The following is a 26,620-nucleotide window of genomic DNA, read 5'->3' on the forward strand; positions in this document are numbered from 1 at the left end:
TGTTATATATATTCTGTAACTAAATCAGTGAATAGACTTCCTTCTAAATGGTCTATTTCATGACAGAAACACTTTGCAAGGTCTCCTTTTCTTTCGAGAGTTATTTCCTCCCCATTTTCATCTAATGCACGGATCTTAACACTTGCAGGTCTTTAATGAATCGCGGACACTGCTCATTGTTTCATTACAACCGCTCATTTGCAGAACAACCTTTTTCCCATTTAATCTTTGGCTGATTTTTTGAGCGGCAATTATTGTCGAAGCACCAGCGCCCTCCGCCAGATTGTGCGTATGATACAGCGCCAGATAGATTCCCTTTCTTATCTCATCTTCAGATAATAAGATGAAATCAGTCAGCTGATTCTTATAGATTCCAAAAGGAATTTCATAAGCCGCTCCAGTGGCAAATCCACCCGCAAACGTCTGATTGGAAGATTGTATAATTTTGCCCGTCTTCCACGAAAGATAAGCAGCTTTGGAGGCTTCAGCCTGTACAGCGTAAATTTCAATTTCAGGGTTGATTGATTTGAAAACGGTAACGGCTGCCGCCAGTTCACTTCCCCCGCCAATCGGCAGAATGATGGCATCGATATCAGGTAGTTCTCTCAAAATTTCTATAAACTCAGTACCGACTCCATTAATCAAATGAGGTTCATTTGCCGCATGGATATAATAAAGATCCCTCTCTTTTTGAATCTGCATCCCTGCATGAGCCGCCTGTTCAAAATTATCTCCCGCCTCCACTAAAATCGCACCCGCGTCTTTTATCCGCTGATTCTTTTCCGGATTATTTCCTTTTGGTACAACGACGGTCGCTTCAATCCCATACACTTTCGCCGCTGTTGCAATTGAAATTCCATGGTTTCCTGTCGAAAATGTAATGACTCCTTTTACCTTTTGTTGCTTTAAGTGATACATTATATTGAGACCGCCGCGAATTTTGAAGCTTCCTCCAGGCAAATGGTTCTCATGTTTGATATAAATATCCGCACCAACTGCATCTGAAAGACTTTTATAATTAACAAGCGGTGTGGGTTTAATTAATTTATACACCAGCTGTTCGGCTCTTAGCACTTCCTTAAGCGAAATGGGATACTCATTTTTTCCGGCAATCATTTACTTTCACCCTCCAATTCATTGTCTGTAATTATGCATACAATTCACACAATGCATACATTGTTATCATTATATCATTGAAAATATGGAAAATAAATGATATAATTGTATGCAATACAATTTGAAAGGAATAACAAACATGCCGGTAAATTCATTTGAGCATTACCCAATGTCTTGGAAACCAGAACGGAATCAACTGACAAATCCCTTGTATGTATCAATTACAAAGCTACTTGAACAAGATATTGCAGCGGGTATATTAGCTCCACACACAAAGCTGCCACCTCAAAGAGAGCTGGCTGACTTTTTGGATGTAAACCTGAGCACAATTACACGAGCTTTTAAAATTTGTGAGCTAAAAGGGCTGATCTATGCCACCACTGGAAAAGGAACCTTTGTATCTCCAGGTGCAAATATGCCCAATGTATTTACAAATCACGAATCAGCTATAGATTTTATTGAAATGGGTGTCATAAAACCGTTTTATCAAACCAATTCAATTATTTTAAATACGATTCAATCTGTTTTAAATAAGCCTTGCGCCGAAAGGCTTTTGGAATATAGCAACCCTCTGGGAACCCCTTTTCAGAAACAAGCCGCACAAAAGTGGCTTGCCAGATTTCAGCTCAATACGTCCATAGATAATATTATGATTGCTTCCGGAGCTCAAAATGCTTTGACCATAACGCTCATATCATTATTTAAACCGGGAGATAAAATTGCAACCGATACATTTACACATCCAAATTTCATGAATCTCGCCAACTTGATGGATATTCAACTTGTCTCTATTGCGGGAGATGAATGCGGAATGTTGCCTGATGCGTTGGATACAATATGCAAAACAAACAATATTTCCGGGATTTACTTAATGCCAAACTTCAGTAATCCCACCAATATTACAATTAGTCTAGCGCGTAGAAAAGAGCTTGCAGATGTCATAACAAAGCATAAACTTATCTTGATAGAAGATGATGTGTACGCGTTTTTACAGCCACAGAAAATAGCACCAATTACAGGAATGATTCCAGAAAACTCTGTCTATATCTGCAGTACTTCAAAATCTCTTTGTGCAGGCTTAAGAGTTGCATTTGCTGCTTTTCCGGATTGCTACCGGTCACGTATCATAAGCGGTATTTATAATATCAATTTAAAAACTTCCTCATTTAATGCCGAGGTTATTGCCGAATTGATTTGCAGCGGAGCCGCAGAAAAAATTGTTAATAAAAAAATTGATTTAGCAAAAGAGAGAAAGGATGTATTTTTAAGGCATTTCTCAAATCATGAAATAAATGCAGATAATCTTTGCTTCTTTCAATGGCTTCCGCTGCCAAAACATATGGATGGTAACTTCTTCGAAAAATTGTCAAAAGTTCATGGGGTTCACGTATTCTGCTCAGATAGATTTGCAGTTGGGAATACTAAGCGACAGACTTATGCACGTATTGCCCTTTCTTCCCCGACAGATATTGCAGAACTCGAAAAGGGACTTAAAATAATAAAGTCATTGCTAGAAAACAAAGATATTTCCACCTTAAAATATGAGTTCATTGTTTAAAGATACCTCTTTAAATTTACTGCTAGTGAATATTTCAAGCCTGACCCTATTTCTCGCTCCCTCTCGATCCTCACGACACATTCCACATATCTTGAGGATATAAAAAAGATGACTGTTGAAGATGGTAGCTCCTTGGCGGCGAAGAAACCCGAGCGGATTCCGCGCAGCTTTCCGGTAAAACCCGCTTTTCCGGTCATGCGTTTTTGGCTCATTACCGCTTTTTAAAGCATGTTGCGGTCGATGATGTGATTGCCAGACAGACTATCCCGGCTCCAGCACAGCTTTCGCGGAACTGGTTCGGGGAGAGAACCAAAAAGAAATTACGAAATACTATACCGACCGAAATGATGATATTACAGAAAGCTAATCCAAACGGCTTTTGTTCTTCAGGTAAATTCAGCTGCATTGCCTCTGCTTGTTCCAATCCAAGGACTTTAATTTGCCTGAAATATATGGAGATTTCTGTTTCAATTTATGGGTAAACCGTTCAATACAGGTAGAAGAATCTTTTGGAGTTCTAAAAAATGACAATAACTGCAACCGCTTTGTTCTTTGAAGAAAACCGTAAAAAAATAGATACCTGCTACCGATATATTTATATTATCTCAATTTTTGGAGGGACTTATATGACCAAAAAACAAGCATTTTATTTAATACAAAGGGAGCGGAAGCTTAAGAATTTTTACTTACTCATGACTATTCCTGTTTTTTTTGGCATAATTCTCACCGGGCTGATACCACTGTTTATTATGGATGCCAGGACCTATGGTTTTGAATGGGATGGGGACATGCTGGTGATTGTTGGCTGCCTGGGATTCAGTTATTTGATTGTAGTCGGTATGATATGCGTTTTGCTGTTTAAATACAGCAAGGTAAAAAAGTATGTCTATGGCGTCTATGAGGCCCGGCCAATGGAAACGAAGCAGCAGATTCATAAGGAATTGGAAGAGATACATCGTGTAAAGAATATTGTTTTTGGAGAAGAGGGTATGTACTTCAATGACAGATGTTATATAGGATTTACGAACTATATTCCGTATGAGGAAATCGCCTGGTGCTACATAAAATACATGCATGTGAATATGTTCTCAAGGCCGGATACAATGTCTCTGGCAACAAGAATGCGGCTCGGACTGATTGTAATCTATACAAGGGACGGGCTGAAGCATGTGGCCAATGACCGCCATATGCAACATATAACCAGCGCTTATCTGGAAGAAATATCCATGAGGGCACCAAAGGCGCGGTATGGCTACACTGAGGAAAATAAATTCTGGTGGAAAGAAGTATGGGTGGATGCCTACGGGAAACAATGAAAAAACCCCTTTTTAACTCCGTATTTCTCTTCAATTGATTTAATTATCTCCTCATCGTCAATCCTATGTCTGTCTTCATAATCTAAACATACATCTTCGTTGATCTCATTCATGTATTTTTTAAATTCCTTCTTCTAATAATAAGTGTACATGGTTTCCCATTAAGCAGTATCCATAAAGCTTAATTCCACTTTTTTCTTTGCTTTGCTGTATTATTTCAATGAATTTCATACAGTCCTCATCATCTTCAAATATGTTTTGACGGTTATTTTCTCTTGCCATTATATGATAAATTCTTGTTTTACTCTTTTTCGTGCTTGTCTTGTCATATCTTACCATATCTGCAAGATTATATCATATTTCACCCGTCCAGACAAGTCCCTGTCCCCTCGTCTTACTCCTATATTATCTGTACCTCTGCCCATGCTCCCAAATCCTTTGATTCATCGGCAGCAAGACCAATTATGTTCAGTTGAGCAACCTTTTTTGCATTTCCCCTGGATGCTTCTCCGCTTGAAATTATATCAAGAAATGTAGAAACGGACTCACGTACCCCAGGCCAATCTGCATAAGGTGTCAATGAAGGACAGGCTTCAACAATCCAGTAAGAATCTTTTATCGAACGATAACGGATTTCACCTGTGAAATAATTCAAATAAATGATGCCTTCATCCCCACTTATCTCTATATTGATGGATAAATCCTCCTGGCTGTAAATATTAGCTTTAAAGACGCCCCATATTCTGTCGTAATCATATACCGCCGTACTTATCGCCTGCATCCGACCAGTATTACCATAACCGTCAAGTACCAAAACTCGTTTGGGAATTTTCCCTATAATCTGGTTTAATATATCCACATACCAGCAAGACATACGGTTCATTAGGCATAAATCCGAATCAGAAGGCCCCCAGCCCGCATGCAGAGTTATCGTAACATTATGTAAGCATCCAACCATGTTATTTTCAATTAACTCAATTGCACGGTAAATCATTGGATGGCAGCCCAGCTCCAAATCTGCATAAGTAATCTGTTTCGCTCTTAGTAAAGAGTTTAACATAATCGGAATTTGATCCCTTTTCACTGCAATTGGCGGCTCATAAAATACCGGTATTCCGGAATCTATTGCTACTGACAGTACAGCTTGATGAGCTTCATCAGGAACCGCTATCATCACTGCATCGATTTCTGCTCTCTTCAAAAGCAATTCAAAATTATCATAAACCGTTGCACTATTCCCTAGTATCTCGCGAGCAAGCTTCCTTGTTCTTTCTGTTGCAGCAGTTACTGCTGTTACTACAGCACGTCCATCATACCGTAAAGCACATAAATATGCATTTCTCGTCCATGCACCAAACCCGATTAACCCAACTCTAATTTTTCCCATATTTGTCTCCCCCGTCTTCCATTTATAGGAATATAGTAATACTTATTCCGAAACAAATCAAGCACAATTATGAAAAAGACAAAGGGACAGGGATTTGTCTGCTATGCCTTTTCAACCATATACTTGCTTACCCCTGTTATTCTCGCAAGTTGTCTTATTGTAATACCGTACCCTGATGAATTTTAAAAACTTATCACCTAAAAATTTTATTCCTCTGTACTTAAAATCAACAAATCCTTTAGCCATTTCGCATATGCTTTACCCTCTTCTGCTTTAATATCTTTTTTGCAATTTCAGCTTTTCTCCTTAAATTCAAAGCAATTTCATATAGATAAAAGGATAACCTATTAAGCTAATTATTTATAACCTTTTTGTAAAAACGCTTTTATCTCTTCAATACTCATACCTTCTAACCCTAAGTCCTTAACTGTATAACCAGTGTCCCAATAATTTTCGTCTTTTAAAGCTGACGCCAATGTTATTACAGCATCCATTACAGGCGTATTTATTCCTATAGCCTTCCCAAGGCTAGATAGCCCAACTAACGAACATGGAGTATCCTCTGTCAAATATCTATCATTTAAATCATTTGGACCCTTTAATGGGTTAAATACTTCACTATCTCTATAACATTCATAAAGAGTTTCTCGTTTTGGTGCATATCCCATTAAGAACAATCTATCTTTAACATTTATGGAGTTATATCCAAACTTTTTACATATGTTTATTCTTTCATTATCTATTTTCTCATTAACGCGGGCAACTGATGGTGTGATACCTTCCCTATAATGATAATGTTCACCTTTAGGATATTCAATTTTCCCAGCATTTAATACCACTGGAGCTGGATGAGATACTGGATTTCCATTATTCAATGAACTCTCTAAAACATCATTTACTAACTCTACCGTAGGATAAAATTCCTTTACTATATCATACATTTCTTGGTTATACTTGGATGGAAAAGCGGCAAAATATAATTTTCTACATTCTAATAATATTTTAACACTGGTTGGCCCTATTTTACGTGTCGCATAGGGTAACGTATGCATTTCTGCTATTTTTACCCCATCTAATTTACCCTTTTCATTTAATACTTTAGCAACAATTAATGATCCACCAGTACTTCCAGGGGCTAAAACAATTCTATCACCTTTTTTAATATAAGGAGCAATATTTTCAGCAAATATTTTCAATGCATATGCTGGAACTATAGGCATAATTAAATCCACTCCATCTATTGCCTCTTCTAAGTCGGTGGTAACTTTATGGATATTGGCTTCACCTGTTCTGCCAAATCCAGTTAAGTTGATGGTTTTTGTTTGTAATAACTCCTTTATATTGTTTTTGAATCTTTCATTTTCATATAAAGTAATCTCATATCCTGCCAATGTCAGGTCTGCTGCTGCAGCAAAAGCTCCATTACCTCCACCAATGATAGCAATTCTTTTAATCATAATATCTCCTCCTATTTAAAAATTTTATGTGCTTTGCATAATTTGAATGGACTTTAATAGAACTCAATTGCAGTAGGTACAATTGAGTTCTATTGTATTAAAGCTATCAAAAAAGACAAAGGAAAGACAAAGGGACAGGGACTTGTCTGCTATGCTTTTTCAACCATATACTTGCTTACCCCTGTTACTCTCGCAAGTTGTCTTATTGTAATACCGTTTATTTCCTTTAAATTTTTCAGTATCATTTCCTTTTCTTGTCTCCCCAATAAATGAAAAAACCCCTTTTTAACTCCGTATTTCTCTTCAATTAATTTAATTATCTCCTCATCGTCAATCCTATGTCTTTCTTCATAATCTAAACATACATCTTTGTTCTTCTCATGCATGTATTTTTCAAATTCTTTCTTTGCTATTTGTTTTTCTGTGGCAAATAATTCTAATATAAATTCTGTATCTATAATATTCTGCTTATTTATATATTCATGATAGCTACTCCATCTATATCCTGCTACTGAATTTGTTATTCCTGCCTTAATCGGATTCTGATGGATATATCTTAATACTGTTATCAAGTACGCCTCATTTTCTACAACTTCACTTTTATACCGTTCCTGAAACAAATGTCCAAAACGATCATATTTCCAATTATACCAATATACAAAACTAGAACATATTCTTTGCATTGTCAAAGATAATGATTCCATACCTTCACATAATAATAAGTGTACATGGTTTCCCATTAAGCAGTATCCATAAAGCTTAATTCCACTTTTTTCTTTGCTTTGCTGTATTATTTCAATGAATTTCATACAGTCCTCGTCATCTTCAAATATGTTTTGACGGTTATTTCCTCTTGCCATTATATGATAAATCCCTGTTTTACTCTTTTTTCGTGCTTGTCTTGGCATATCCTACCACCTCTTCAAGATTATATCATATTTCACCCGTCCGGACAAGTCCCTGTCCCCCTGTCTTTCTATAGTGAATATAAACTAAAGAATATTAATATACTTCCAGCCAATACAAAGATATGCCAAACAAAATGATGATATTTAAACCAGTTGAACACGTAAAACAAAACACCTATACTGTAGGCTATGCCTCCAGCCAACAACAAATAGAATCCAGTAAATGATACAGATTTAAAAATACTGCTAATGAAAAAGCTAATCATCCATCCCATAATCAAATAAATTAATACATGTATTTTGACAAATCGATCAATCCATATCGCCTTAAATGTAACTCCGACAATTGCCAATGTCCATTGAATGCTACAGATAATGATTCCCTTCATGCCGCCAATAGCAATTAAGCATAAGGGAGTGTAACTGCCTGCTATTAGAATGTAAATAGATAAATGATCCAACCTCTCAAATACATTCTTCGTCTTTCCTTCTTTAAAAGCATGATATAGCATAGAGTTTGCATATAAAACAATAGTAGATACTGAATAAATCATCATACTTACTGTATATAAAATATCCTGAGTTTTTGCACCTTTAATAGCAAATATAACTAGAGCAGCAATACCTAATAGCACTCCCAGACCGTGAGTTACGGCATTTGCAATTTCTTCTCCCATAGAAAAATCTTTTCTTACAATAATCTTTGTCATCTTCAAAGTATACGCACTTCTTTCCTATTTTCAACTTCACTATTTTTAACTTCACTATTTTTAACTTCACTATTTCATATTATAGCATAATATCTCAATCATTATCACTCAACATGAGCCGTTTATTTCATCTAAAAATTTGACCTAACTCTTTAAATTTCTTTTTCCAATACATATTCATTACATGTAGATAGATATTAGCTAATAAAGGACTAATTACTCCACCTTATGCAAAGCTTAGCATAATCCTCCTTGATGAGTACCATCATCGGTTGGAAACATCTGTTTTTGATATACATATCCACACTTCATAAACTCTTTCAGAATCCTGCTATCCCCCTGTCTTCGTACCATTTTGGTTGAAGTGTAACAGTCACATTTCACTCCTTATCGACTGACGACCCTTATGGCAATTCACATTTGTCAATCATGCTCATCTTTCCTCGCAATAGTATGGCGTGACTACCATTGATTTCACTTTGTCCCGATTGCTCTGCACCATTCATTTCTTACTAGGCACTTATCGGTAGGAATACCATGAAATGGATGTGGAAGTACTTACGTACAATTTAAACAGCAACTTTCAAGTCACACACTATGGGTTAATCCGGCTCCCTATAATCCTTCAGCTATCCTTTTTTTCGATTGGGTAAGCTTACCTGTCAATTCACACGCAGGAAATTACAGGGGCTCCAGTTGCTTCCAAAATAACCCTGGAAACATGGTCGCCATATTTTGCAAGATATTCCTGTATCAATATCCCTGCTCCTGATGTCCCAAAAAGCATTATATTCCCGTCCGCAGGTAAATACCCCTTTATTAGGTTATTCTTAAAATAATCATCTCTTGCATAACGTCCCTTGAATTCCCGAAGTCTGGTTAATACTTACATATCACCTCAGATTTTGGGAATTCACTGTTGAATCGAGTAGCTAGAAAACAGGATAATTAATCCTGTTTTCTTTGCTCTCACAGAACCGGACTTACGTTTGCCGTATCCGGCTCCTGAAATTTCTCACCGAATTAATAATAATTCGACAACAACCCAACTTCGTATTTATGCATATTAATGAGACCTATGTCTTCAAAGTATTGATTCGGTAATATCTGATGCACAATGTGAACATTAGAATTTTTCCACTTTGTGACATCCATTTTCAAACCATTTCCCTTGATGCCTTTCTTTCTCATTTCTTTATGCATTGCCTTATAGGTTTTCCATTGTTTCATTTTCACCATTCTCAATTTTCTGCGTAACTATCCCATAAAGCTTCCTGTAAATCTATCGATATTGGCTACAAGATAATAATTCATCCATCCTCTCAAGACTGGGTTTAACTCTTTTATTACTTCTTCAAGCTTTCTCCCCGAGTTTCTTCTTGTAATTCTTCTCACTTTGTCTTTGAATCGTTTTATCCTTTTGGGATTGACTCCAAGTGTTTTACTGTGAATTACAAACCCAAGGAATGCTACACCTTCATTCACATTTGTCAGTTTGGTTTTCATATCGTTGACTTTTAGCTTCAATTCTCTTTCCAAGACTTTTGTAGCATAGGCTTTGTAATCTCCCGCTGTTTTCCTATCCTTTGCAAAGATAAGGAAGAGAGTAGACCTAGGGACTTTCCCTCTAAGTCTCTTGCAGAACTGTACGTGAACCTCTCAGCTCATACAGCTCCCATTATCCAGCCGCTGGTAATATTCCAAGTTTCCAGTGTGCAAACCGTTTTCTATCACGTTTCGCTATTTCTCCTAGCCAATGTTCTGCTCTTCGTCTTGCTTTTCGCTTCTTATATTTCCTGCGAACCCACTCGACTAAACGATTATTAATATATCTTAATACATCGTAGAACTCCGACTTATAAAAATACGTATAGTAATTAATCCAACCCTGTATCTGTTTATTAAACATGTTAGCAACATCATTCAAACTTTTATCTGATTTCAACTGCAACTTCCATCCACGAATTTCTTTTCGTATGGCTTTCTTTGCTTTTTCTCCCATTGCCGGCAGAAAATTTGTAGAGAACTTTCCATACCTATCCTTCGCTTGTCTAGGTCGAAACGTATACCCCAAAAAGTCAAAAGAAGTATGTTCGTGATTACCTTTTCGGTCTTTATCTTTACAATACACAATTCTTGTCTTATCAAGATTTAGTTCCAATCCAAACATTGCAAATCTTTCCTGTAGTCTTCGTAGTAAGTATTTTACCTGTTTAATTGATACGCAGTGCGTTACTCCATCATCGGCATATCTCGCCCATGGTATTAATGAAAACTCTTTGACCATAAAATCATCAAATGCATAGTGCAGAAAGAGATTTGCAAGAATCGGACTAATCCCTCCTTGCGGAGAACCGACTTCTATCTGGCAGAAGTTATCTCTATGCATTACACCTGATTTTAGAAATTTCTTAATCAAATCTAACACTCGGCCATCACTTATTTGCTCTGATACGGCTTCCATAATAATTTCATGGTCTAGAGTATCAAAACATTTGCTCAGGTCCATATCTACCACATGCTCTAAGCCATATTTGTTCATGAATCTTTCTGCTTTTGCTACTGCTTGGTGCTGTGAATGTTTGGGTCGGTATCCATAGCTTGATGGATGAAATGTTGGGTCAAAGATTGGCTCTATGATGTTAACAATAGCTTGTTGTACCACTCTGTCCTTTACTGTGGGAATTCCTAATAATCTTGTCCCACCGTCTGGTTTTTCAATTTCTACTCTTCTCGCTGGACTGGGCACATACCCGTTGGTTTTCAGTCTTTCATGAAGAAACTCAATATTTAGCTCTATTTTATCCGCAAAATCCCAAACAGTTTCCCCATCTATTCCAGGGGCTCCATTGTTTCGTTTTACTCGTTTAAAAGCTAGTTCTAAACTTTCTTTTCGATATATTTTATCGATAAGGCTGTACCATTTCTTCATGTTGTTCCTCCTTTGTTGCTGTACCTTTCAGCAGCTCTTGCTTGAGCTATATATTCTTCATTAGGTTTACTAAACGTCTCTAGCTCTATGGCAATCTTATCTTCGTTCTCCTAACTACTTCATATCTGTGTCATCAAGATAGTTCGCAAGTTCTCTTATGCCAACTATTCGTATCTTCCAACATTTCAGCCTTCTTTTAACACTTTCACCCTTACTTGAAGTTCCTTCCAATACACTTTGAAACCTCTTCCGCCCTTCGCATCTACCACAGACTTTTGACCTATGATAGTCACATCAACTACGTGATGTATCACCTATATTTTCCCCTCCAGTCTATTACTAGCCTTCATTGGTATAGGTTTATTAACTACTACGGCTTCATCTGCATACTGCACCCTCATTTCACTTCTTGCTTTCGCTTGTAAATGAAACCTACAGCTTCGAGTGCAGTACTTCCAAGGTTAAGTTGCTCTGCCTGTTGTTAAAACGTCCATCATAACGCATGTAGCTAAGCTAATTTTAGGATGTCCCCATTTCGTGGAGAGTTGTCCACTACATACGCCAACACTGGTTCACTTGCGTTACGTTCCAACAGCCGCCATCAGCTTCCTTCAGACCCTTTCGTCGCCGAAAACGCCCTTGCTTACAGCTTGTCTTCCCATTAGCTAGGTGACAGGTTTTCTTTCAAACCATTGGCTCGGCAACATGCCTCGCAAACACAAAAAGGAATTCCTTTGACTATGTCGAATATAAACGATAATAAGATAAATGTATAAAGGTGGTCGTTGAGTATGGCATATATAAAAGGAGAAGATAGAAACCAAATTATTATGTTTCCAGAATGTATAGATGATTACATCCTAGAAGATAACCCGGTAAGAGTAATAGATGTTTTTGTGCAAACATTAGATTTAAAGGAATTAGGTTTTAAAAAAATTAACCCAAATGCAGTAGGGCATCCTAGCTATGACCCTAAGGATATGTTGAAGTTATACCTGTATGGATACCTTAATAGAATTCGTTCATCTAGAAGGCTTGAGCATGAAGCTATTAGAAATATAGAGCTGATATGGTTATTAAGGAAACTACGACCAGATTTTAAAACGATAGCAGATTTTAGAAAAGATAATAAAAAAGCAATAAAACAAATATTTAGAGAATTCACAAAGCTTTGTGATGAATGGGAGTTATTTGGGAAGGAACTGGTAGCAATAGCAACAATCATGTTGATGTTAGCTACAATGTACAGACCACGGTAGATGCAAAGCATAAAATAATTGTAGATTTTAAAGTATCCCAGAGAGCAAATGACTTAGGAGCGCTAGACAATATGGTCTTAAGGGCTAAGAAGATTTTTAAAGGAAAAGAATTTGAAGTTTTAGCAGACAAAGGCTATTATAAGGCAGAAGATCTAAAAAGAATTACCCCCTATGTAGCAAAACAAAGAAGCGCAGGGACGGTTCCTTGCTTCCTTTAGGCTTTAAATATAAGATTAGGTGATACACCTAAAATCCTTGCAGCTTGTCTTTGGGATATCCCCTCTATTCGTTTTACCTTTTTTATTAATTCATCCCTTTCTAATTTAGGATAACTTTTTAATTGTGCTAGTTGAATCTTACCAATGCTTTTTATAATTTCTTCTCTCGCCTCTTTATCTGATAATCTTATCTTTTCATTAACCGTATCATCTAGACAATTATCATCGTTTTTTTGTTCGTTAAACTCTTTAAATCTCTTAATGGCTGCATCTCTATCTTCAGAAAGTATGTGTAAAACAAATGCTATATTTAACAATCCCTCTGGGTATAGAGTTCTTCCATAATAACCTAAACAACTGCTCCATTTCCATTCTTCAGCATTTTTTACTATGCCTGATTTGATAGGATTTTGATGAATATATCTAATCACTGTCAGGAGATATTCGTCATTTTCTACTTTTTCACTTTTGAACCTATCTTGAAAAAGATGACCTGTTGTTTTATATTTTTGATTATAATACCATACATAACTTACCCCTATTCGCTTCATCGTTATTGATATTTCCTCAATACCCTCTTGCAATAATAGATGCACATGATTATCCATAAGACACCAACCATAAACGTTCATCTCCACTTTAACTATATATCTTTTAAGCGTCTCTAAAAATCTTTTCCTATCCTCATCGTCGTGAAACATTTCCTGTCTATTTGCTCCTCGAATCATTATATGATATATTCCACTCTGACTTTTTTCTCTCGCCATCCGGGGCATAATCGCATCACCACCAATTTTTTTTTATGTTTTTCTATATATTAACATATTACTTATACAGAAGCAACAGAACCGTCCCTTTGCTTCTGTTTTTAATCGTGCCTGCGGAATTTCTTTTTTGATATGTCGGTTGATATCAGTGCTGGTACTATATTATCATTTTCTTCTTTCTTCCGTATGCCACGAGATTTATTGGAGTAGTATCCATAGTACCGGACCAGTTGTTCTCCTTTGTTGGGTATATGTGTTACCAACCTTGCCAGCCAATCCAGCGGGATAAAAGTCTCATACGTATTACTGGTTTTACCTTTATATATGATCCTGTTTATACCATCAGTTGAATGTGATATATAAGTTATGCGCTCTTGTGATATAGGAGCTCGCACAATATATTGAGCAAGTCTTTCTATCCCTTCCTTATCCCATGGCTTTACTGACTGTCCACAATATACATTAAATCCTGAGTGCTGCCAATTAGCCATATTGTTTATAATAGCACCATTTATCTTACCTTCTCTCTCAAGCATATTTCCAGAATTTCCAAATATTTTCCTAGCAAAATGATACTCATCAAAACACCATCACCAAGAAAATATAACTGGATATCATCATGAACTGTGAAGACAATGTATGTACTGTAGCCATAAATAATAGTTGTAGATACAGCAATTAAAAAATCCATTGTAAAGTTTCTATTTCGGATAGACTTCCATGCACCTTTATAAAAGAAACGTCCAGGTCCTAACTGTATCAGTGTCGCAATTAACAATTGTATCAGGGGTGAAGGATTCCACAGAAGTGGCATTGTAAGAAAAGCAGACTCAATCAGCAAACGCAAATGAAAAAGGCGTTCTCTGTATATCTGTTCTTCCTCTCCACCATTAACTTCAATAACAGTCCCATCCAGTCCATTCCCAGCCAATGCATCAATAAAATCTTTACTGCGAATTCCTACTGCCCAATAGGATATGTTCACCTGATCATTTTCTATATCACATTTAACTTCTTTCACACCATTAATTGCTTTTAAACAGTCTTGAATCTGAACCTCCTGTTTCTTGTACATGTTGCTCACAGCGATTTCAGCAGTCATCATCGGGACTTGATATCCGCTTTTTCGAATGCAACACTCAATATCATCCACAGAAAGTATATTTTCGTTATAGATGATATAACTTTGAGCGGTTACAGAATTAATTTCTGCCCGTTCTACTCCTTCTAATGCTCCAAGTGCGTTTTTAAGACGAATGACACATGATGAACATTCAATTCCATTAATTCGAATAACAATTTCTCTCATAATATAACCAGAAGAAAAAATCTCCTTTCTCCACTCTTATTTCTTTTTTAAATCCACAAATTTTCTGAATGCAATAACAGATCCTGGAATAGATAAAACTGGTACTTCGAATAAACATACCCAACTAATCCAGTCTACCCCTTGATAATAAACTCCCTGATATGTAACTCCTTTCATCAGATCAAAATATGAATAGTTCCAGACACCCCAAAGACCTGTAGCCGAACCAAGCAAATGCAGCATCAGAAAAGAAGCAGAAATAAAAATACCTGCAATACCCGTTACAACTGTTGCACTAAACCTTCCCATCCTGATTAGGAACAAGGATACAACCGGTAATATATACACTGTCAGATTTAATACCCAGAGGGAAAGCGGAATTGAATACCCCCAATTCAATGCCTGTCGTATATGGTCACCATCATGCATCAAAGCAGACCCTATCATTACAAGTGCACATATAGTCAATGTGCGCATCAGTTTCTGATCAAGTTTTTTATCAAGGGTTTCGATAAGTTCTTTTTCTTTTTTTGACATTGTTACAGCCTCCATGATATAAATATTATGATAAACAGTCTATTATTTACCACTTGGTAAATAATAGCATATCGTTACTGTAAACGTCAATAGGCTATCCCGGTATGGGATAACCTAACCTTAATTATAATTATGGAGGGAAAAATGCCTGCAATTATCGATAAAGAAAAAATGAGACATAACATATTAATGGCTTTTGAACGATGCATAGAAGCGAAACCTTTATCCAAAATTTCGTTACGTGATATCGCCGCTGAAGCGGGAATGACTCATCCCAAATTATTAAATTATTTTCACAGCAAAGAAGATTTGATTATTCATTATTGTGAATACACCAGAAATTATATGACTGAACATTGTAAGACTTGGTTTTCGACCCATGACAGAAAAAATTATGACAGTAATCTTAACTACTTAAATGCCTTTATGAAATATGTTGCAGAAGGAGATACGAATGAAAACCGCCCTAATGCAACGACACAGTTTTATGTGCTAGGTCACTATGACTCTACGATTAGTCAACTGATACAAAATGAATTTCAAGCCTGGAAAGACACTATGACCCAGTGTTTAATCGACATATATGGAAAAGATGTTGGAGAAAAGGAAGCTGAAGTCATGATGGTTCTTGTAGCAGGTACCTTTATCTGTAATTACAACAAGGTTCTTTCTGGTCGAATCAATCAAGACCTGCTTTCTAATTTTGCTTCTTTAATTAATTCATAAATCAACACATATACTGAACCTACAGTACCGATGTGGGCGCGCTGCCCACACCCGGCTTCTGGAATAAATAATGGGTTATCAGCAATTATTAAAATGTCAATGGAATAAAATATAACCGATATGTCGGTTCAGGCTACTAAATCTAACGCTGGTTACTTTCCTATTCCTCTATGCCTCTAGTTCAAACAATGCCGATTCGTCGTTAGAAGCTAATAGCCTTCTCTCCTGCCACCTAACATATTTTCTTCATATGCTCTTCTTTGTGATTATTCAGGTATACTATCCCTCACACAAAGCGCTCCCCATCCTACCTGCGGATTTGGATATTCACGAAATCCCGGCAGCGGCCTAGCTCCCTTAATTAAATATTCTTTTACCTTTTCTGCTTGTGTTAAGATAGGACTAAAAAAATTCTTAATCTTTTTCCCTGAACGTTCTCAACTCACCAGAACGTTCAGCTTTGCTGTATTCTCTGGTGAGTTGAAACTTTTTTTGTTGCTGTATTTTATTTTATGCAAGTGTAGTTGTCCGGTATTCCATCAGACAAGCTACACTTTTTTAATTTACTCTACCCCGTGCATCATCTATAGTAAATACTGCTACTATAGAACGGGAAACATGTAAGCTAAGAATGATGAGTTTTATCACAGCACCACATACCACTCGTTCTAATGAACCGCTTGCGGTTCTAGGAGTGGTCTGCTCTGCGTCTATAAGATGCTTACTTAATTAAAAAATAAGTCTATTATCAAATCTAATAGACTTATCTTATATTAAATTATACTATTTAGTGCATGAAGCTAAAAGGAACAGTATTTCTTACTTGGTACTTCTACATACATATTGTTAATTAATAATATTTAGTTTCTAATTCACTATAACTTTCGTACATTTATTAATGATTTTTTCAGGAATATCTTGTCCGATACCAGGACGATCGGGTATATTAATGTAGCCATCGACTGGTTGATCATCATATGTTCCTAAATTTCTAGTAAAATCGGTCATATTCCCAACATGATATTCATGGATGCAAAAATTTGGAATAACAGCTTCAATTTGAAGTGCAGCAGCGTTAGAAATTGGTCCCCCGCAAACATGTGGTTGAACTAACACATCATAGATTTGCGCCATATCACATATTTTTTTTGCCTCGGATATTCCTCCGCAATTGGCAATATCCGGCTGTATAACATCCAGATATCTTTTTTCTAAAAATGGACGAAATCCATATCTTGAATAAATTCGTTCACCGGCAGCCAAAGGTATATTCGTTTTTTCTTTTAGTTGCAACATTAACTGAGGATTTAACGGTCCGCAAGGTTCTTCCATATAGAAAATATTTAGATTTTCAACAAGTTTAGTGATTTGTAAGGCTGCGTTAATATCTGTCTTGGCATGAAGCTCTAATATAATATCCATTTCGTTGCCGACAGCGTTTCTAATCTCCACTAATCGATCTTTACACAATTTTAACTTATCACTGGATAGTAAGCCATCGTTTCGGTAATTCTTTTCCCCCAACTCATCCCTCTGTAATGGGTCAATTTTCAATGCCGTATAACCATCTGCTTTCGCTTTTCTGGCAGCTTCTCCATATTGCTTAATTCCACCTAGCGGGCGTGATTTTTTGTCCCAGTCAAATTGAATTTGACTGGCATATGCTCTTACTTTATCACGAACCTTCCCGCCTATCAGCTCATAAACTGGTACCCCTAATACCTTTCCTTTAATGTCCCAAAGTGCTATGTCAATAGCACTAATAGCGGAAAAAATCACAGTTCCTCCGCCCAGGCCCCAAAAAGTTTCTTTATGAAGTTGATTCCAAATTTTCTCAATATGCATTGGATTTTGTCCAATGATTAATTTAGCAAAGTCCTGAATTTGTCCAATCGCTCCTAGTTTGGAATTTCCATAAGCTAAACCGGCTTCTCCAAATCCACAAACCCCCTCATCGGTATTTATCCGTATAAAAATAGGTTCATTTGGTGCACTTTTATCAAAATCCGCACAAAATATTTCCACATTAGTTATTTTCATTTATATCCCTCTCAATTTGTTATTTGTAATAATTCATCACTTACTGACAATTCATCTTTTCCCGTCACTTTTATATCTTTATTTGTCGTGTTTAACACCAAAACAATAATAGTGGTATCATAGCCGTTCTCTTTAATAAAATTTAAATCAACATCAACTAATCGATCACCGGGATAAACCATTGTGCCTTTTTCTACATAAGTTTTAAATCCTTTACCGTCCAATTTTACAGTATCAATCCCAATATGAATCAAAATTTCTCTGCCGCTCTTGCTTATTATTCCAATTGCATGACCAGTTGGATAAACCATTGATACCTGCCCTTCGATAGGTGAATAGACAGTTCCTTCAATTGGCAGAATAGCAACTCCCCCTCCTAATCCTCCTGTTGAAAATGCCTCGTCCTTTACTTCTTCCAAAGGAACCACTGTACCATGAGCTATACTTTTCAAAATCTCATTGGTCTTATTATCGTTTTGAAGGTTCGGTTGTTCATCATGTTCAACTTTTACAAATATATAGGTCAGGACAAAAGAGAGTACTAAAGCGATTATCGCAGTAATAACTGCATTGATAATGTTATTGGGATTATCACCAATAAATACTGGTAATGATAAAAATCCGGCTGAAGCAACTGCATATCTTACTAACCCGGTAATGCCTGCATATAATCCGGCAATTCCACCTGAAACCATTACGCAGGCTAATGTCCGTTTATATTTTAATGTCACACCATACAATGCCGGTTCCGTAATGCCAGATAATGCAGTAATACCTGCTGAAACTGCAACTTCACGTTTCTCCAGTTTTTTTTCTTTCAGGGCAATTGCTAACGCTGCACCACCTTGGGCAATGTTACTTCCCAGCATTCCCGGACCCATAAGTGTCTCATAACCAAATTGGGTTACAGACAACACTGCAAATGGAGTAATTGATAAATGCATACCCGCCATAACTAAAAGAGGAGAAAAAGCTCCCATTAAAGTCGGCACGGCCCAAGGGATATTTTCATTAAGGCTTTTTATAATGAAGTAGATTCCGTCTCCAAAATATGCTCCTAAAGGACCAATAATAATTAAGGCAACAGGGGCTGTTATTATCAGTATTAGCACTGGTCTTAACATGGTCTTTATCATTTTAGGTGTGAATTTCTCAACAAACCTTTCAACATAACTCATAAACCAAACAGTAAGAATAATTGGAATAACGCTAGAGCCATATTTTACTGAATTAACAGGTAACTCAAATAACGTAATTTTGTCAGCTTCCGTTACTAACTTCACAAAATTTGGATGAAGCATTACTCCTGCAATAACCATAGCCATGAAGTTGTTTGTTTTAAATTTTTTTGCAGCACTATTAGCTATATAAAATGGCAAAAAATAAAATGGTGCATCGGAAATAAAGAATAAGATTTGATAATTTTGTGTATCTTTACTCATACCTAGAAGCACTAATAAGGAAAGAATAACTTTGACCATACCACCTGCAATAATGATTGGAAGAATTGGTGCCATTATTCCGACAATCGTATTCAAAACAGTCTTAAATACGTTTGATAGATTAAATTTCATATCTGATTTTTTCTCTCCAGTATTTTTTCCGATACCATATGATAGTAAATCATTGTAGAACTTATCTACTTCTGCACCAATTATTAATTGAAATTCATCTCCGGCTTGAACGGTATTAATAATCCCTGGAATCTTTTTTAACTCCTCAGAATTAAATTTATTTTTGTCATTTAGGTTAAATCTTAGTCGAGTCATGCAGTGATACAAATTACTAATATTCTCAACTCCACCAACGTGTTTTATTATTAAATTTGATATCTCTCTTTGATTCATATTAATCCTCTCCTATACATAAATAATTAATTTTATCCCATTTTTCGTTTCACACAACAGTTTCTGTGATTATCCCGCTTTGATTATAGAATTATAACTATGCATTTGGATATAACTCTTTCATATCTAGAACGAGATATAAAATTGCAATCCGGATTGATCCTAATACACCTCCTTTTTAATTCCCTCTAATTCGCTAGAAGCCTCCTCAATCAATGCTCTTAATTATTTAATGGCCATTTTTCATTAAATCTGCCACTATAGAATCCTTTGACTCCACTCCCCGTTTCTTTAACTCAGATATTTTTTCTTTAAACTGTGGAAGATATTTTTCATGCACAACCAATAATTCATCTAATACCTTTTTTGCTTCACCTCCCTTTTGAATCAATGGATTTATTGTAAATGCCTGTAATGCCACTCCGTAATCACCTAATAATGCAGCACTTATTGTACATTCTTCCATTGCCTTCATAATCTGAAGATGTCCTTTTTCAAATGCTCCCATCTTACCCCACGCGATGGGCGTAGCTCCTTTTGCAGAAATCAAACATGAAATTTCAATAATAGAATCCGAATTCAGACATGGTATCGCTCCATTATTTTGCGTACTAACTACCATATGAATTCCTTTATTATTGTATATTGCACTAATACATTCACAAGCAGCCTCACTGTAATAAGCGCCCCCACGCTTTTGAAGCTCTTCCGGCTTAACGTTTAAATTGGGATTTTTGTATATTTCAAAGAGGGAAGCTTCCACCTCTTTCATCTGTTCTGCCCGTGTTCCACCTTTTTCGAATTCCTCTATACTATGCTCCAACATCTCTTTTTCCGAATAATAATAACGATGATATCCACAAGGCAATAAATTCATAGAATGTAATAATTCTAACGAAAACTCAGCTAGATAAATATTAGCCGGTGTCCCGCCGTTTTTTTCATTAATGTGATCAATCAACTGCCCGGTTACCTCTATTCCATCTTCATCAAATACTTTATGCCAGTGGAAATGGTTAAGCCCTGCAAATTGATAATTTAACTCTGAAACCTGTTTCCCAATAACTTTTGGCTCATTCATCATCGCTATTACCGGGACATTACACAATCCAATACACTTTTTCCAGCCAAAGTGTTTAATTACTGCTTCTGTAATAATACCGCTAGGATTAGTAAAATTAATCAACCAGGCATCTGGGCATAATTCTTTCATATCTTCTACAATTTCTTTCATTACCGGAATTGTTCTAAATGCCTTAAACATTCCTCCTGCACCATTCGTTTCTTGTCCCAGCATTCTATGAAGCAATGGTATTCTTTCGTCTTTAATTCTTGCATCCAGTAAACCCACTCTAAACTGTGTTGTCACAAAATCAGCATCTTTTAATGCTTCTTTTCTATTTAAGGTTGTAATAACTTTTACATTATATGGTGTTGCATCCCACATACGTTGTGCTAATCTTCCAACTATCTCGAGCTTTTCTTTTCCATCTTCAACATCAACTAACCAGATCTCGCTTATTGGCAATTCCTTATACCTCTTAATGAACCCTTCTATCAATTCCGGGGTATAACTGCTTCCACCTCCGATTGTTGCAATTTTTATAGCTTTTTTCATAGCTTACCTCCTCGTATATATACTTAATTCTAGTACACTAAATTTTTTTATATTTACCTTCATAACTGTTAAAAAAGTATTGAAGTTAATCAATTACTATACTTATGTTATCTGCTATTACTCGTTAAATCAATATAAGCAAGCTATTCTGGTTCTTTTTTCTAAAAATTCTTAGGAATCCCTCTATTGTATTGAAACTTTTTGATACTTTTAATATTTTATCTCTAGCTGCCAAAATTCGTCAGAAATTTTTTACTAATAAGATCTTTTTAACAATCTACTATCCAAGTGAAGCCTCCTGCTGATAAATTTACATATAAGCAGGAGGCTTTAAAGAATTACATAATAGTTCATATAACTTTCATTAACCCCTTTCATCCCTAACTGTTCTCAGCTCATTTTCTATAACTCGTAAGGAGTAACCTGATATACATAATAAGCACAATTTCTGGCGATGTACCGACAGTTAGATTTTGTGTCGCAACTTAATTCTACTACAAAGGGACTGGTGATTTCTTATATTTGGGGCATTTTTCAAGGTTGTTTATTCAAATATGAATGAAACAGAGGTTTCGTGGATATAATAACGAAAACTCAAGGAAATATATCATTGTTGAGATTGAAATAGCATGATAAAATAGAGATGAGATAAACTGCAAATCTACTAAGGAGATGAATGCTATGACATTAGATAATTTGATTAGGTACAATGAAAATTTAACGCCAATAGAAAACCAGCTGGCTCAATATATTTTAACCCACAAAGATGTTGTAGAAAAATTATCAATTACCGATCTTTCAGAAATAACCTTTGTATCAAAATCAGCGATTCATAGGTTTTGTAAAAAAATAGGATTTAATGGTTACAATGAACTCAAGGTCAAGATTGCTCAGGACATTGCTAATCAAAACACTTCTGTCCAACAAATTGATGTTAACTATCCTTTCGACGCAGAAGATAGCCCCAGAATGATTGCTCAAAAGTTATTGCGATTATATGAATCTACTATAACAGATACGCACAATTTTATTGATATGATCGAATTAAACAAAGTCTCTCAATTGCTAAACAGCGCTCAAATAATCGATATATATACACATGCTCATAATATTAGCATAGCCGAAAATTTTCAGGACAAAATGCGTTCTATAGGAAGAATGGTTAATTGTGCTGATGCATTTTATACCCAACGTTGTATGGCTACAGCATCCCGTTTAAGCCATGTGGCAATAATTTTATCTTATTCCGGAAGAGCTTACTTTATACCATCTATAACAAAAACCCTTTACAAAAAGAAAATACCTATAGTTTTAATTGGAAAGGCTGGTAATAATCAGTTTTCACATTTATTTCAACACCGTCTTTATATCAGCGATCAAGAAAATTTAAGAAACAGAATATCACAATTTTCATCTCATATCGCAATGCAATATTTGCTTGATGTCTTATATGGATGCATCTTCAACTTGAGTTATCATGAAAATATAAAATATATCCAAGAAACAATTAGCATTATTGATGACAGAAACCTAAACGAATAAAATAATAAGGGCTAGCCTGAATGAACATATTCCATTCTCGCTAGCTCTACTATCTTATACTTCTATTCTTAATTGATAAGATGATTTTACGATTAACTCATCGCTATCAATTCGATTTCAATAAGAACATCTTTTGGAAATTTGACCCTGATGCTTCACATACCTATAGTCCCAACTACTGATTTTCTATGAAAACTCTTTCGCCATTCTCTCTAAGGCTTCTTGCAAAAGTGGTCTTGGACTTGGAATACACATACGTTGGAATTGTCCGCCATAAAAAGGATCATGAACTATTCCATCTTGTAGAATTACATTAGCTTTTTCATATATTCTGTGATGAATCTCTTCAAAGCTCAAACCATACTCAGAAAAATCCAACCATAAAATATACGTCCCTTCCGGCTTTACAACTTTAACTTTAGGCATATTTTTACTTATAAAATCAATTGCATAGTCTATATTTTCTTCAATATAATCATTCATTTGCTCTAACCAATCATCACATTCGTTATAAGCCGAAATAAGCGCTTCTATCGCAAACGGTGTAAGTAATTTTTCACCTAATTCTTTCTTAAATACTCCTCTCAGGGTATTATTTGGAATAATAGCATATGCGCAAAGCAAACCTGCCGTGTTAAATGTCTTATTTATTGCTGATATCATAATTATATTGCTGTAGTCCTCCGTTACTGATAAAATCGGATAATGGGTTGTATTTTTTCTATGAATATCGCAATGCACTTCGTCAGAAACCAATAGAACATCATTTTTCTTACAAATTGATACTATTTTTTGAAGTTCTTCCTTTGTCCACACCCTACCAACAGGATTTGCAGGTGAACATAAAATATAGATACGGTTAGTTGGCTCTGCACATTTTTTTTCAAAGTCTTCCCAGTCCATTGTGTAGTGCCCATCGTGATTTATTAAGTGGCTATCAACAACTTTCCGATATGTTTCCTGTTCAATACATTGTGTAAAGTGTCCGTATACAGGACGTGAAATAATAATTCCGTCACCAACATTACTAAAAGCTTTTATTACTGTATTTACACCTTCGATTGATCCACTTGTAGAAGTAAGCCATTCTTTTTCTACATGACATTCAAACCTACGTTGATACCAATCTATAATAGACTTTTCATACCTTGGTTCTGTAAAATCTGCAGAATATCCATACATTTTATGATCTACTACTTTATGTAGACTTTTTATCATAGGCTCTGGGCATGGTAAATCCATATCAGCTACTTGAAATGGTAGTTTTTGTTCTGGATTCTTGTAGTCTTTGCAAGTACCTCCAATATTTGACCATTTTACAGAATAAGTACCTGCGCGTTCAATAATATCATCTATAGGAATTTGCTTTTTCAAAATTCTCCTATGATACCAATTAAATCATAATAATTTCTAATAATCAACAGGCTTTTTTCTAAGTTCAGTACATATTTTTTAGTATAAACTCATATTTCCCCCAAATTATTGTTTCATGATATAACAACCATATTCCATGCATAGCGAAATAGAGCCTATTTTATCCAATGAAGCTCAATGTAAAACTAACATATATGATCTTCGTATGGTGTTAACTGTGAATATTCATCTTCATATGGCATTTGATGAATATCTTCTATAAAGCTGCATATAAGACGATAATTATTATATAACATGAAAAATGTATCAAAAGAAGAATAAACTGTAAAATGGGAGGAATAATAGGAAATGTCTATAGGCATAAACACCAGCTATATCAATTGTTACAGTAGCAGCAGTATACAGCAGACAACTAAAGCCAGCGAAACAGAAGTAAAAGCCCAGAAGAGTGAGGAGGACTATCTGAAGGAATTAAAGGAAAAATACCCTTCATTAAAATTTTCTACAGGTTACTCAAACGCTAAAGGGCCTAGTGGTACAGGCTTAGGAAATGTAGTGCTTCATCCTAATTTATTAAAGAAGATGGCAAGTGACCCTGAATTTGCATCTAAGGTTGAAAATAATATTAAGTATATACCACAGGGAGAAGCATGGTTAAAGAATATGCTGGGATCAAATGGTAGAAAGCTTGTTGCATCAGGTTGTTTTGTTGATGAAAACGGAAATGTAAGTAGCTGGAGTGTGAGTTCTACAACAATTGGAAATCCAAAAGAAGATGAAAGAAAAGAACAGCTAGAAATATTACAGGAAAAGCTTGCCGAAGAAAGATTGGAAATGGAAAGAATGCTGGCAAAACGTGCTGACCTGAGAAAATCTGAAGAAATGCTGCAAACTGATACTATTAAAGCCAACAAAATTACAAAGCTTTATCAATCTAATTACACACTAACAGATTTTGTACTAAGCAATTTTAATAAGTTAACCTAGTAAATATAATTGCAGTGTGCTGTAACAATAAAAACATGACCCATTGAGTAAGCAGGTGAACTTCAATGGGTCATGTTTTTATTTTAACATTATTGATGGAATTGAAACAATATAATCTTACCCCTCGTTTTTTTTATTGGAAGTGGGTTTTGGGCACCTGACTCTCAATGGTTAATTCTTGGTCAGATGGAACAGTTGATTTAATTATGTATAATGTAAAAACAAAAGAGAAAATAATACTGGAAGAAGGGACTTCTGATTATTATTATTTTCAATGAGTATAGAAGATGATGGAACAATAGTTTATATAAAAAGTTATTATGAAAGTCATGAATTAGATGAAGAACTAAAATACATATATAAGTAGAGGCTTATATATCTCCTGTATTTCTTGGATTGAAGTCCCAAAAGAATATAAAAGAATAAAAGAAGAATAAAAGAAGAATAAAAACAATAAAACAGCTTGTTTTTGTTCTTCTTTTTTAATAATATAGATAAGAATGTAAGCAAAATAAGTTTATTCTTGTATTATCACTTCTTTATTATTAATAATGACCAGGGTACTTTTTGTTCAATAATAAAGTCACCCTTACCTGGAATATTAACCTGTTGTTTAACAACAGCTAAGTTCTTGACCCAAAGGGCATCTCCTTTTTTGCTATTAGCAGGAAAATCAATTGGTGCTGTTTCTGCACAAGCAAAGCAGTCAATTATGGTGGTGTTAGTTTCTTTATTTTCTGAGCTAGTATATTTTTCATCGTTATTTTCTGTAATAGAGATAGCGAATTTTTCATCTTTATTTTCTGTAAGAGAGATAGAGTATTCTTCATCTTCATTCTCAGTAATAGAGCTAGAGTATTCTTCATCTTTGATCTATAGGAATTTGCTTTTTCAAAATTCTCCTATGATATCAATTAAATCATAATAATTTCTAATAATCAACAGGCTTTTTGCTAAGTTCAGTACATATTTTTTAGTATAAACTCATATTTCCCCCAAATTATTGTTTCAT

Annotated in this window: 26 protein-coding genes; 7 read left to right on the forward strand and 19 right to left on the reverse strand. The window is 35.5% G+C overall.

What is annotated here, in order from left to right; genetic code table 11:
• Positions 1-2: 2 nt before the first annotated feature.
• Both CHB72_RS28090 and CHB72_RS09535 read right to left on the reverse strand, forming a co-directional pair.
• A complete protein-coding gene (locus CHB72_RS28090) occupies positions 3-134 on the reverse strand; it encodes a peptide deformylase (protein WP_089282688.1) in 132 nt (43 codons plus the stop codon).
• Between the two features lies 1 nt (position 135).
• Positions 136-1,116: a threonine ammonia-lyase gene (locus CHB72_RS09535; RefSeq protein WP_089282655.1), complete on the reverse strand. Its 981-nt coding sequence runs from the start codon at positions 1,114-1,116 to the stop codon at positions 136-138.
• Positions 1,117-1,255: 139 nt separating this feature from the next.
• Between CHB72_RS09535 and CHB72_RS09540 the strand changes: the two genes are divergently transcribed.
• Positions 1,256-2,674: an aminotransferase-like domain-containing protein gene (locus CHB72_RS09540; RefSeq protein WP_089282656.1), complete on the forward strand. Its 1,419-nt coding sequence runs from the start codon at positions 1,256-1,258 to the stop codon at positions 2,672-2,674.
• A gap of 524 nt (positions 2,675-3,198) precedes the next feature.
• The gene (locus tag CHB72_RS09550) at positions 3,199-3,990 is read left to right on the forward strand and encodes a hypothetical protein (RefSeq protein WP_176431295.1); all 792 of its coding nucleotides are present in this window, start codon (positions 3,199-3,201) and stop codon (positions 3,988-3,990) included.
• Between the two features lie 120 nt (positions 3,991-4,110).
• On the opposite strand, the gene CHB72_RS09555 is transcribed toward CHB72_RS09550, so the two are convergent.
• The 9 genes from CHB72_RS09555 to CHB72_RS27740 all read right to left on the reverse strand — a co-directional run bounded on the left by CHB72_RS09555 (position 4,111) and on the right by CHB72_RS27740 (position 11,698).
• Positions 4,111-4,272, reverse strand: coding sequence for a transposase (locus CHB72_RS09555; RefSeq protein ID WP_207652532.1), 162 nt, complete (start codon positions 4,270-4,272; stop codon positions 4,111-4,113).
• 118 nt (positions 4,273-4,390) lie between these two features.
• Positions 4,391-5,377: a Gfo/Idh/MocA family protein gene (locus CHB72_RS09560; protein WP_089282659.1), complete on the reverse strand. Its 987-nt coding sequence runs from the start codon at positions 5,375-5,377 to the stop codon at positions 4,391-4,393.
• A gap of 356 nt (positions 5,378-5,733) precedes the next feature.
• Complete coding sequence (locus CHB72_RS09565) at positions 5,734-6,834, reverse strand: NAD/NADP octopine/nopaline dehydrogenase family protein (RefSeq protein WP_089282660.1); 1,101 nt, start codon at positions 6,832-6,834, stop codon at positions 5,734-5,736.
• A 149-nt stretch (positions 6,835-6,983) separates the two neighbouring features.
• A complete protein-coding gene (locus tag CHB72_RS09570) occupies positions 6,984-7,742 on the reverse strand; it encodes a transposase (RefSeq protein ID WP_089282661.1) in 759 nt (252 codons plus the stop codon).
• 68 nt (positions 7,743-7,810) lie between these two features.
• Positions 7,811-8,452: a PAQR family membrane homeostasis protein TrhA gene (trhA, locus tag CHB72_RS09575; RefSeq protein WP_089282689.1), complete on the reverse strand. Its 642-nt coding sequence runs from the start codon at positions 8,450-8,452 to the stop codon at positions 7,811-7,813.
• Between the two features lie 1,023 nt (positions 8,453-9,475).
• On the reverse strand, positions 9,476-9,682 hold the full coding sequence (locus CHB72_RS09580; RefSeq protein ID WP_207652534.1) for a hypothetical protein: 207 nt from the start codon (positions 9,680-9,682) through the stop codon (positions 9,476-9,478).
• Positions 9,683-9,709: 27 nt separating this feature from the next.
• Positions 9,710-9,958: a group II intron maturase-specific domain-containing protein gene (locus CHB72_RS09585; protein ID WP_176431296.1), complete on the reverse strand. Its 249-nt coding sequence runs from the start codon at positions 9,956-9,958 to the stop codon at positions 9,710-9,712.
• Positions 9,959-10,130: 172 nt separating this feature from the next.
• Positions 10,131-11,384, reverse strand: a complete 1,254-nt coding sequence (gene ltrA / locus CHB72_RS09590; RefSeq protein WP_089282664.1) for a group II intron reverse transcriptase/maturase — start codon at positions 11,382-11,384, stop codon at positions 10,131-10,133.
• A gap of 185 nt (positions 11,385-11,569) precedes the next feature.
• Complete coding sequence (locus CHB72_RS27740) at positions 11,570-11,698, reverse strand: hypothetical protein (RefSeq protein WP_278277825.1); 129 nt, start codon at positions 11,696-11,698, stop codon at positions 11,570-11,572.
• A gap of 477 nt (positions 11,699-12,175) precedes the next feature.
• Here CHB72_RS27740 and CHB72_RS09595 point away from each other — a divergent pair, with 477 nt between their 5' ends.
• Complete coding sequence (locus CHB72_RS09595; RefSeq protein ID WP_089282665.1) at positions 12,176-12,643, forward strand: transposase; 468 nt, start codon at positions 12,176-12,178, stop codon at positions 12,641-12,643.
• A gap of 71 nt (positions 12,644-12,714) precedes the next feature.
• Positions 12,715-12,861 (forward strand): hypothetical protein, encoded by a 147-nt coding sequence (locus tag CHB72_RS27960; protein ID WP_330397028.1) that lies wholly within the window; start codon positions 12,715-12,717, stop codon positions 12,859-12,861.
• Here the strand turns inward: CHB72_RS27960 and CHB72_RS09600 are convergent.
• The 4 genes from CHB72_RS09600 to CHB72_RS09615 all read right to left on the reverse strand — a co-directional run bounded on the left by CHB72_RS09600 (position 12,858) and on the right by CHB72_RS09615 (position 15,474).
• A complete protein-coding gene (locus tag CHB72_RS09600) occupies positions 12,858-13,637 on the reverse strand; it encodes a transposase (RefSeq protein ID WP_089282666.1) in 780 nt (259 codons plus the stop codon). The genes CHB72_RS27960 and CHB72_RS09600 overlap by 4 nt on opposite strands.
• 92 nt (positions 13,638-13,729) lie before the next feature.
• On the reverse strand, positions 13,730-14,164 hold the full coding sequence (locus tag CHB72_RS09605; protein ID WP_089282667.1) for a transposase: 435 nt from the start codon (positions 14,162-14,164) through the stop codon (positions 13,730-13,732).
• Entirely contained in the window at positions 14,140-14,937 is a 798-nt protein-coding gene (locus CHB72_RS09610; RefSeq protein ID WP_089282668.1) for a cation transporter, read from the reverse strand. Before CHB72_RS09610 ends, CHB72_RS09605 begins: the two co-directional genes overlap by 25 nt.
• 36 nt (positions 14,938-14,973) lie before the next feature.
• Positions 14,974-15,474: a hypothetical protein gene (locus tag CHB72_RS09615; RefSeq protein ID WP_089282669.1), complete on the reverse strand. Its 501-nt coding sequence runs from the start codon at positions 15,472-15,474 to the stop codon at positions 14,974-14,976.
• Between the two features lie 144 nt (positions 15,475-15,618).
• Between CHB72_RS09615 and CHB72_RS09620 the strand changes: the two genes are divergently transcribed.
• Positions 15,619-16,200 (forward strand): TetR/AcrR family transcriptional regulator, encoded by a 582-nt coding sequence (locus CHB72_RS09620; RefSeq protein ID WP_176431297.1) that lies wholly within the window; start codon positions 15,619-15,621, stop codon positions 16,198-16,200.
• Between the two features lie 867 nt (positions 16,201-17,067).
• Here CHB72_RS09620 and CHB72_RS09625 read toward each other — a convergent pair.
• From CHB72_RS09625 to CHB72_RS09635, 3 genes are all read right to left on the reverse strand, one after another.
• Positions 17,068-18,240, reverse strand: a complete 1,173-nt coding sequence (locus CHB72_RS09625; RefSeq protein ID WP_089282671.1) for a mandelate racemase/muconate lactonizing enzyme family protein — start codon at positions 18,238-18,240, stop codon at positions 17,068-17,070.
• An 11-nt stretch (positions 18,241-18,251) separates the two neighbouring features.
• Positions 18,252-20,087, reverse strand: a complete 1,836-nt coding sequence (locus tag CHB72_RS09630) for a beta-glucoside-specific PTS transporter subunit IIABC (RefSeq protein WP_089282672.1) — start codon at positions 20,085-20,087, stop codon at positions 18,252-18,254.
• Between the two features lie 229 nt (positions 20,088-20,316).
• A complete protein-coding gene (locus CHB72_RS09635; protein ID WP_089282673.1) occupies positions 20,317-21,705 on the reverse strand; it encodes a 6-phospho-beta-glucosidase in 1,389 nt (462 codons plus the stop codon).
• A gap of 681 nt (positions 21,706-22,386) precedes the next feature.
• Here CHB72_RS09635 and CHB72_RS09640 point away from each other — a divergent pair.
• Entirely contained in the window at positions 22,387-23,247 is an 861-nt protein-coding gene (locus CHB72_RS09640; protein ID WP_089282674.1) for a MurR/RpiR family transcriptional regulator, read from the forward strand.
• A gap of 186 nt (positions 23,248-23,433) precedes the next feature.
• Here the strand turns inward: CHB72_RS09640 and CHB72_RS09645 are convergent, their stop codons facing one another.
• Positions 23,434-24,621, reverse strand: coding sequence for a MalY/PatB family protein (locus CHB72_RS09645; RefSeq protein ID WP_089282675.1), 1,188 nt, complete (start codon positions 24,619-24,621; stop codon positions 23,434-23,436).
• Between the two features lie 348 nt (positions 24,622-24,969).
• Between CHB72_RS09645 and CHB72_RS09650 the strand changes: the two genes are divergently transcribed.
• A complete protein-coding gene (locus tag CHB72_RS09650) occupies positions 24,970-25,608 on the forward strand; it encodes a DUF6033 family protein (RefSeq protein ID WP_089282676.1) in 639 nt (212 codons plus the stop codon).
• Positions 25,609-26,620: the final 1,012 nt, after the last annotated feature.

This window comes from Anaerovirgula multivorans, from assembly GCF_900188145.1.
Taxonomy (GTDB): domain Bacteria; phylum Bacillota; class Clostridia; order Peptostreptococcales; family Natronincolaceae; genus Anaerovirgula; species Anaerovirgula multivorans.

Excerpts from the sequence above, each read along its gene's own strand:
- CHB72_RS27960 (WP_330397028.1), top strand. The coding sequence starts at position 12,715 with ATGGTCTTAAGGGCTAAGAAGATTTTTAAAGGAAAAGAATTTGAAGTT.
- CHB72_RS09610 (WP_089282668.1), bottom strand. The coding sequence starts at position 14,937 with ATGAGAGAAATTGTTATTCGAATTAATGGAATTGAATGTTCATCATGT.
- CHB72_RS09555 (WP_207652532.1), bottom strand. The coding sequence starts at position 4,272 with ATGGCAAGAGAAAATAACCGTCAAAACATATTTGAAGATGATGAGGAC.
- CHB72_RS09550 (WP_176431295.1), top strand. The coding sequence starts at position 3,199 with ATGACAATAACTGCAACCGCTTTGTTCTTTGAAGAAAACCGTAAAAAA.
- CHB72_RS09630 (WP_089282672.1), bottom strand. The coding sequence starts at position 20,087 with ATGAATCAAAGAGAGATATCAAATTTAATAATAAAACACGTTGGTGGA.
- CHB72_RS09570 (WP_089282661.1), bottom strand. The coding sequence starts at position 7,742 with ATGCCAAGACAAGCACGAAAAAAGAGTAAAACAGGGATTTATCATATA.
- CHB72_RS09615 (WP_089282669.1), bottom strand. The coding sequence starts at position 15,474 with ATGTCAAAAAAAGAAAAAGAACTTATCGAAACCCTTGATAAAAAACTT.
- ltrA (WP_089282664.1), bottom strand. The coding sequence starts at position 11,384 with ATGAAGAAATGGTACAGCCTTATCGATAAAATATATCGAAAAGAAAGT.
- CHB72_RS09580 (WP_207652534.1), bottom strand. The coding sequence starts at position 9,682 with ATGAAACAATGGAAAACCTATAAGGCAATGCATAAAGAAATGAGAAAG.
- CHB72_RS09600 (WP_089282666.1), bottom strand. The coding sequence starts at position 13,637 with ATGCCCCGGATGGCGAGAGAAAAAAGTCAGAGTGGAATATATCATATA.
- CHB72_RS09540 (WP_089282656.1), top strand. The coding sequence starts at position 1,256 with ATGCCGGTAAATTCATTTGAGCATTACCCAATGTCTTGGAAACCAGAA.
- CHB72_RS09620 (WP_176431297.1), top strand. The coding sequence starts at position 15,619 with ATGCCTGCAATTATCGATAAAGAAAAAATGAGACATAACATATTAATG.
- CHB72_RS09585 (WP_176431296.1), bottom strand. The coding sequence starts at position 9,958 with ATGAAAACCAAACTGACAAATGTGAATGAAGGTGTAGCATTCCTTGGG.
- trhA (WP_089282689.1), bottom strand. The coding sequence starts at position 8,452 with ATGACAAAGATTATTGTAAGAAAAGATTTTTCTATGGGAGAAGAAATT.
- CHB72_RS09605 (WP_089282667.1), bottom strand. The coding sequence starts at position 14,164 with ATGCTTGAGAGAGAAGGTAAGATAAATGGTGCTATTATAAACAATATG.
- CHB72_RS09535 (WP_089282655.1), bottom strand. The coding sequence starts at position 1,116 with ATGATTGCCGGAAAAAATGAGTATCCCATTTCGCTTAAGGAAGTGCTA.
- CHB72_RS09635 (WP_089282673.1), bottom strand. The coding sequence starts at position 21,705 with ATGAAAAAAGCTATAAAAATTGCAACAATCGGAGGTGGAAGCAGTTAT.
- CHB72_RS09560 (WP_089282659.1), bottom strand. The coding sequence starts at position 5,377 with ATGGGAAAAATTAGAGTTGGGTTAATCGGGTTTGGTGCATGGACGAGA.
- CHB72_RS09650 (WP_089282676.1), top strand. The coding sequence starts at position 24,970 with ATGTCTATAGGCATAAACACCAGCTATATCAATTGTTACAGTAGCAGC.
- CHB72_RS09595 (WP_089282665.1), top strand. The coding sequence starts at position 12,176 with ATGGCATATATAAAAGGAGAAGATAGAAACCAAATTATTATGTTTCCA.
- CHB72_RS09565 (WP_089282660.1), bottom strand. The coding sequence starts at position 6,834 with ATGATTAAAAGAATTGCTATCATTGGTGGAGGTAATGGAGCTTTTGCT.
- CHB72_RS09625 (WP_089282671.1), bottom strand. The coding sequence starts at position 18,240 with ATGAAAATAACTAATGTGGAAATATTTTGTGCGGATTTTGATAAAAGT.
- CHB72_RS09640 (WP_089282674.1), top strand. The coding sequence starts at position 22,387 with ATGACATTAGATAATTTGATTAGGTACAATGAAAATTTAACGCCAATA.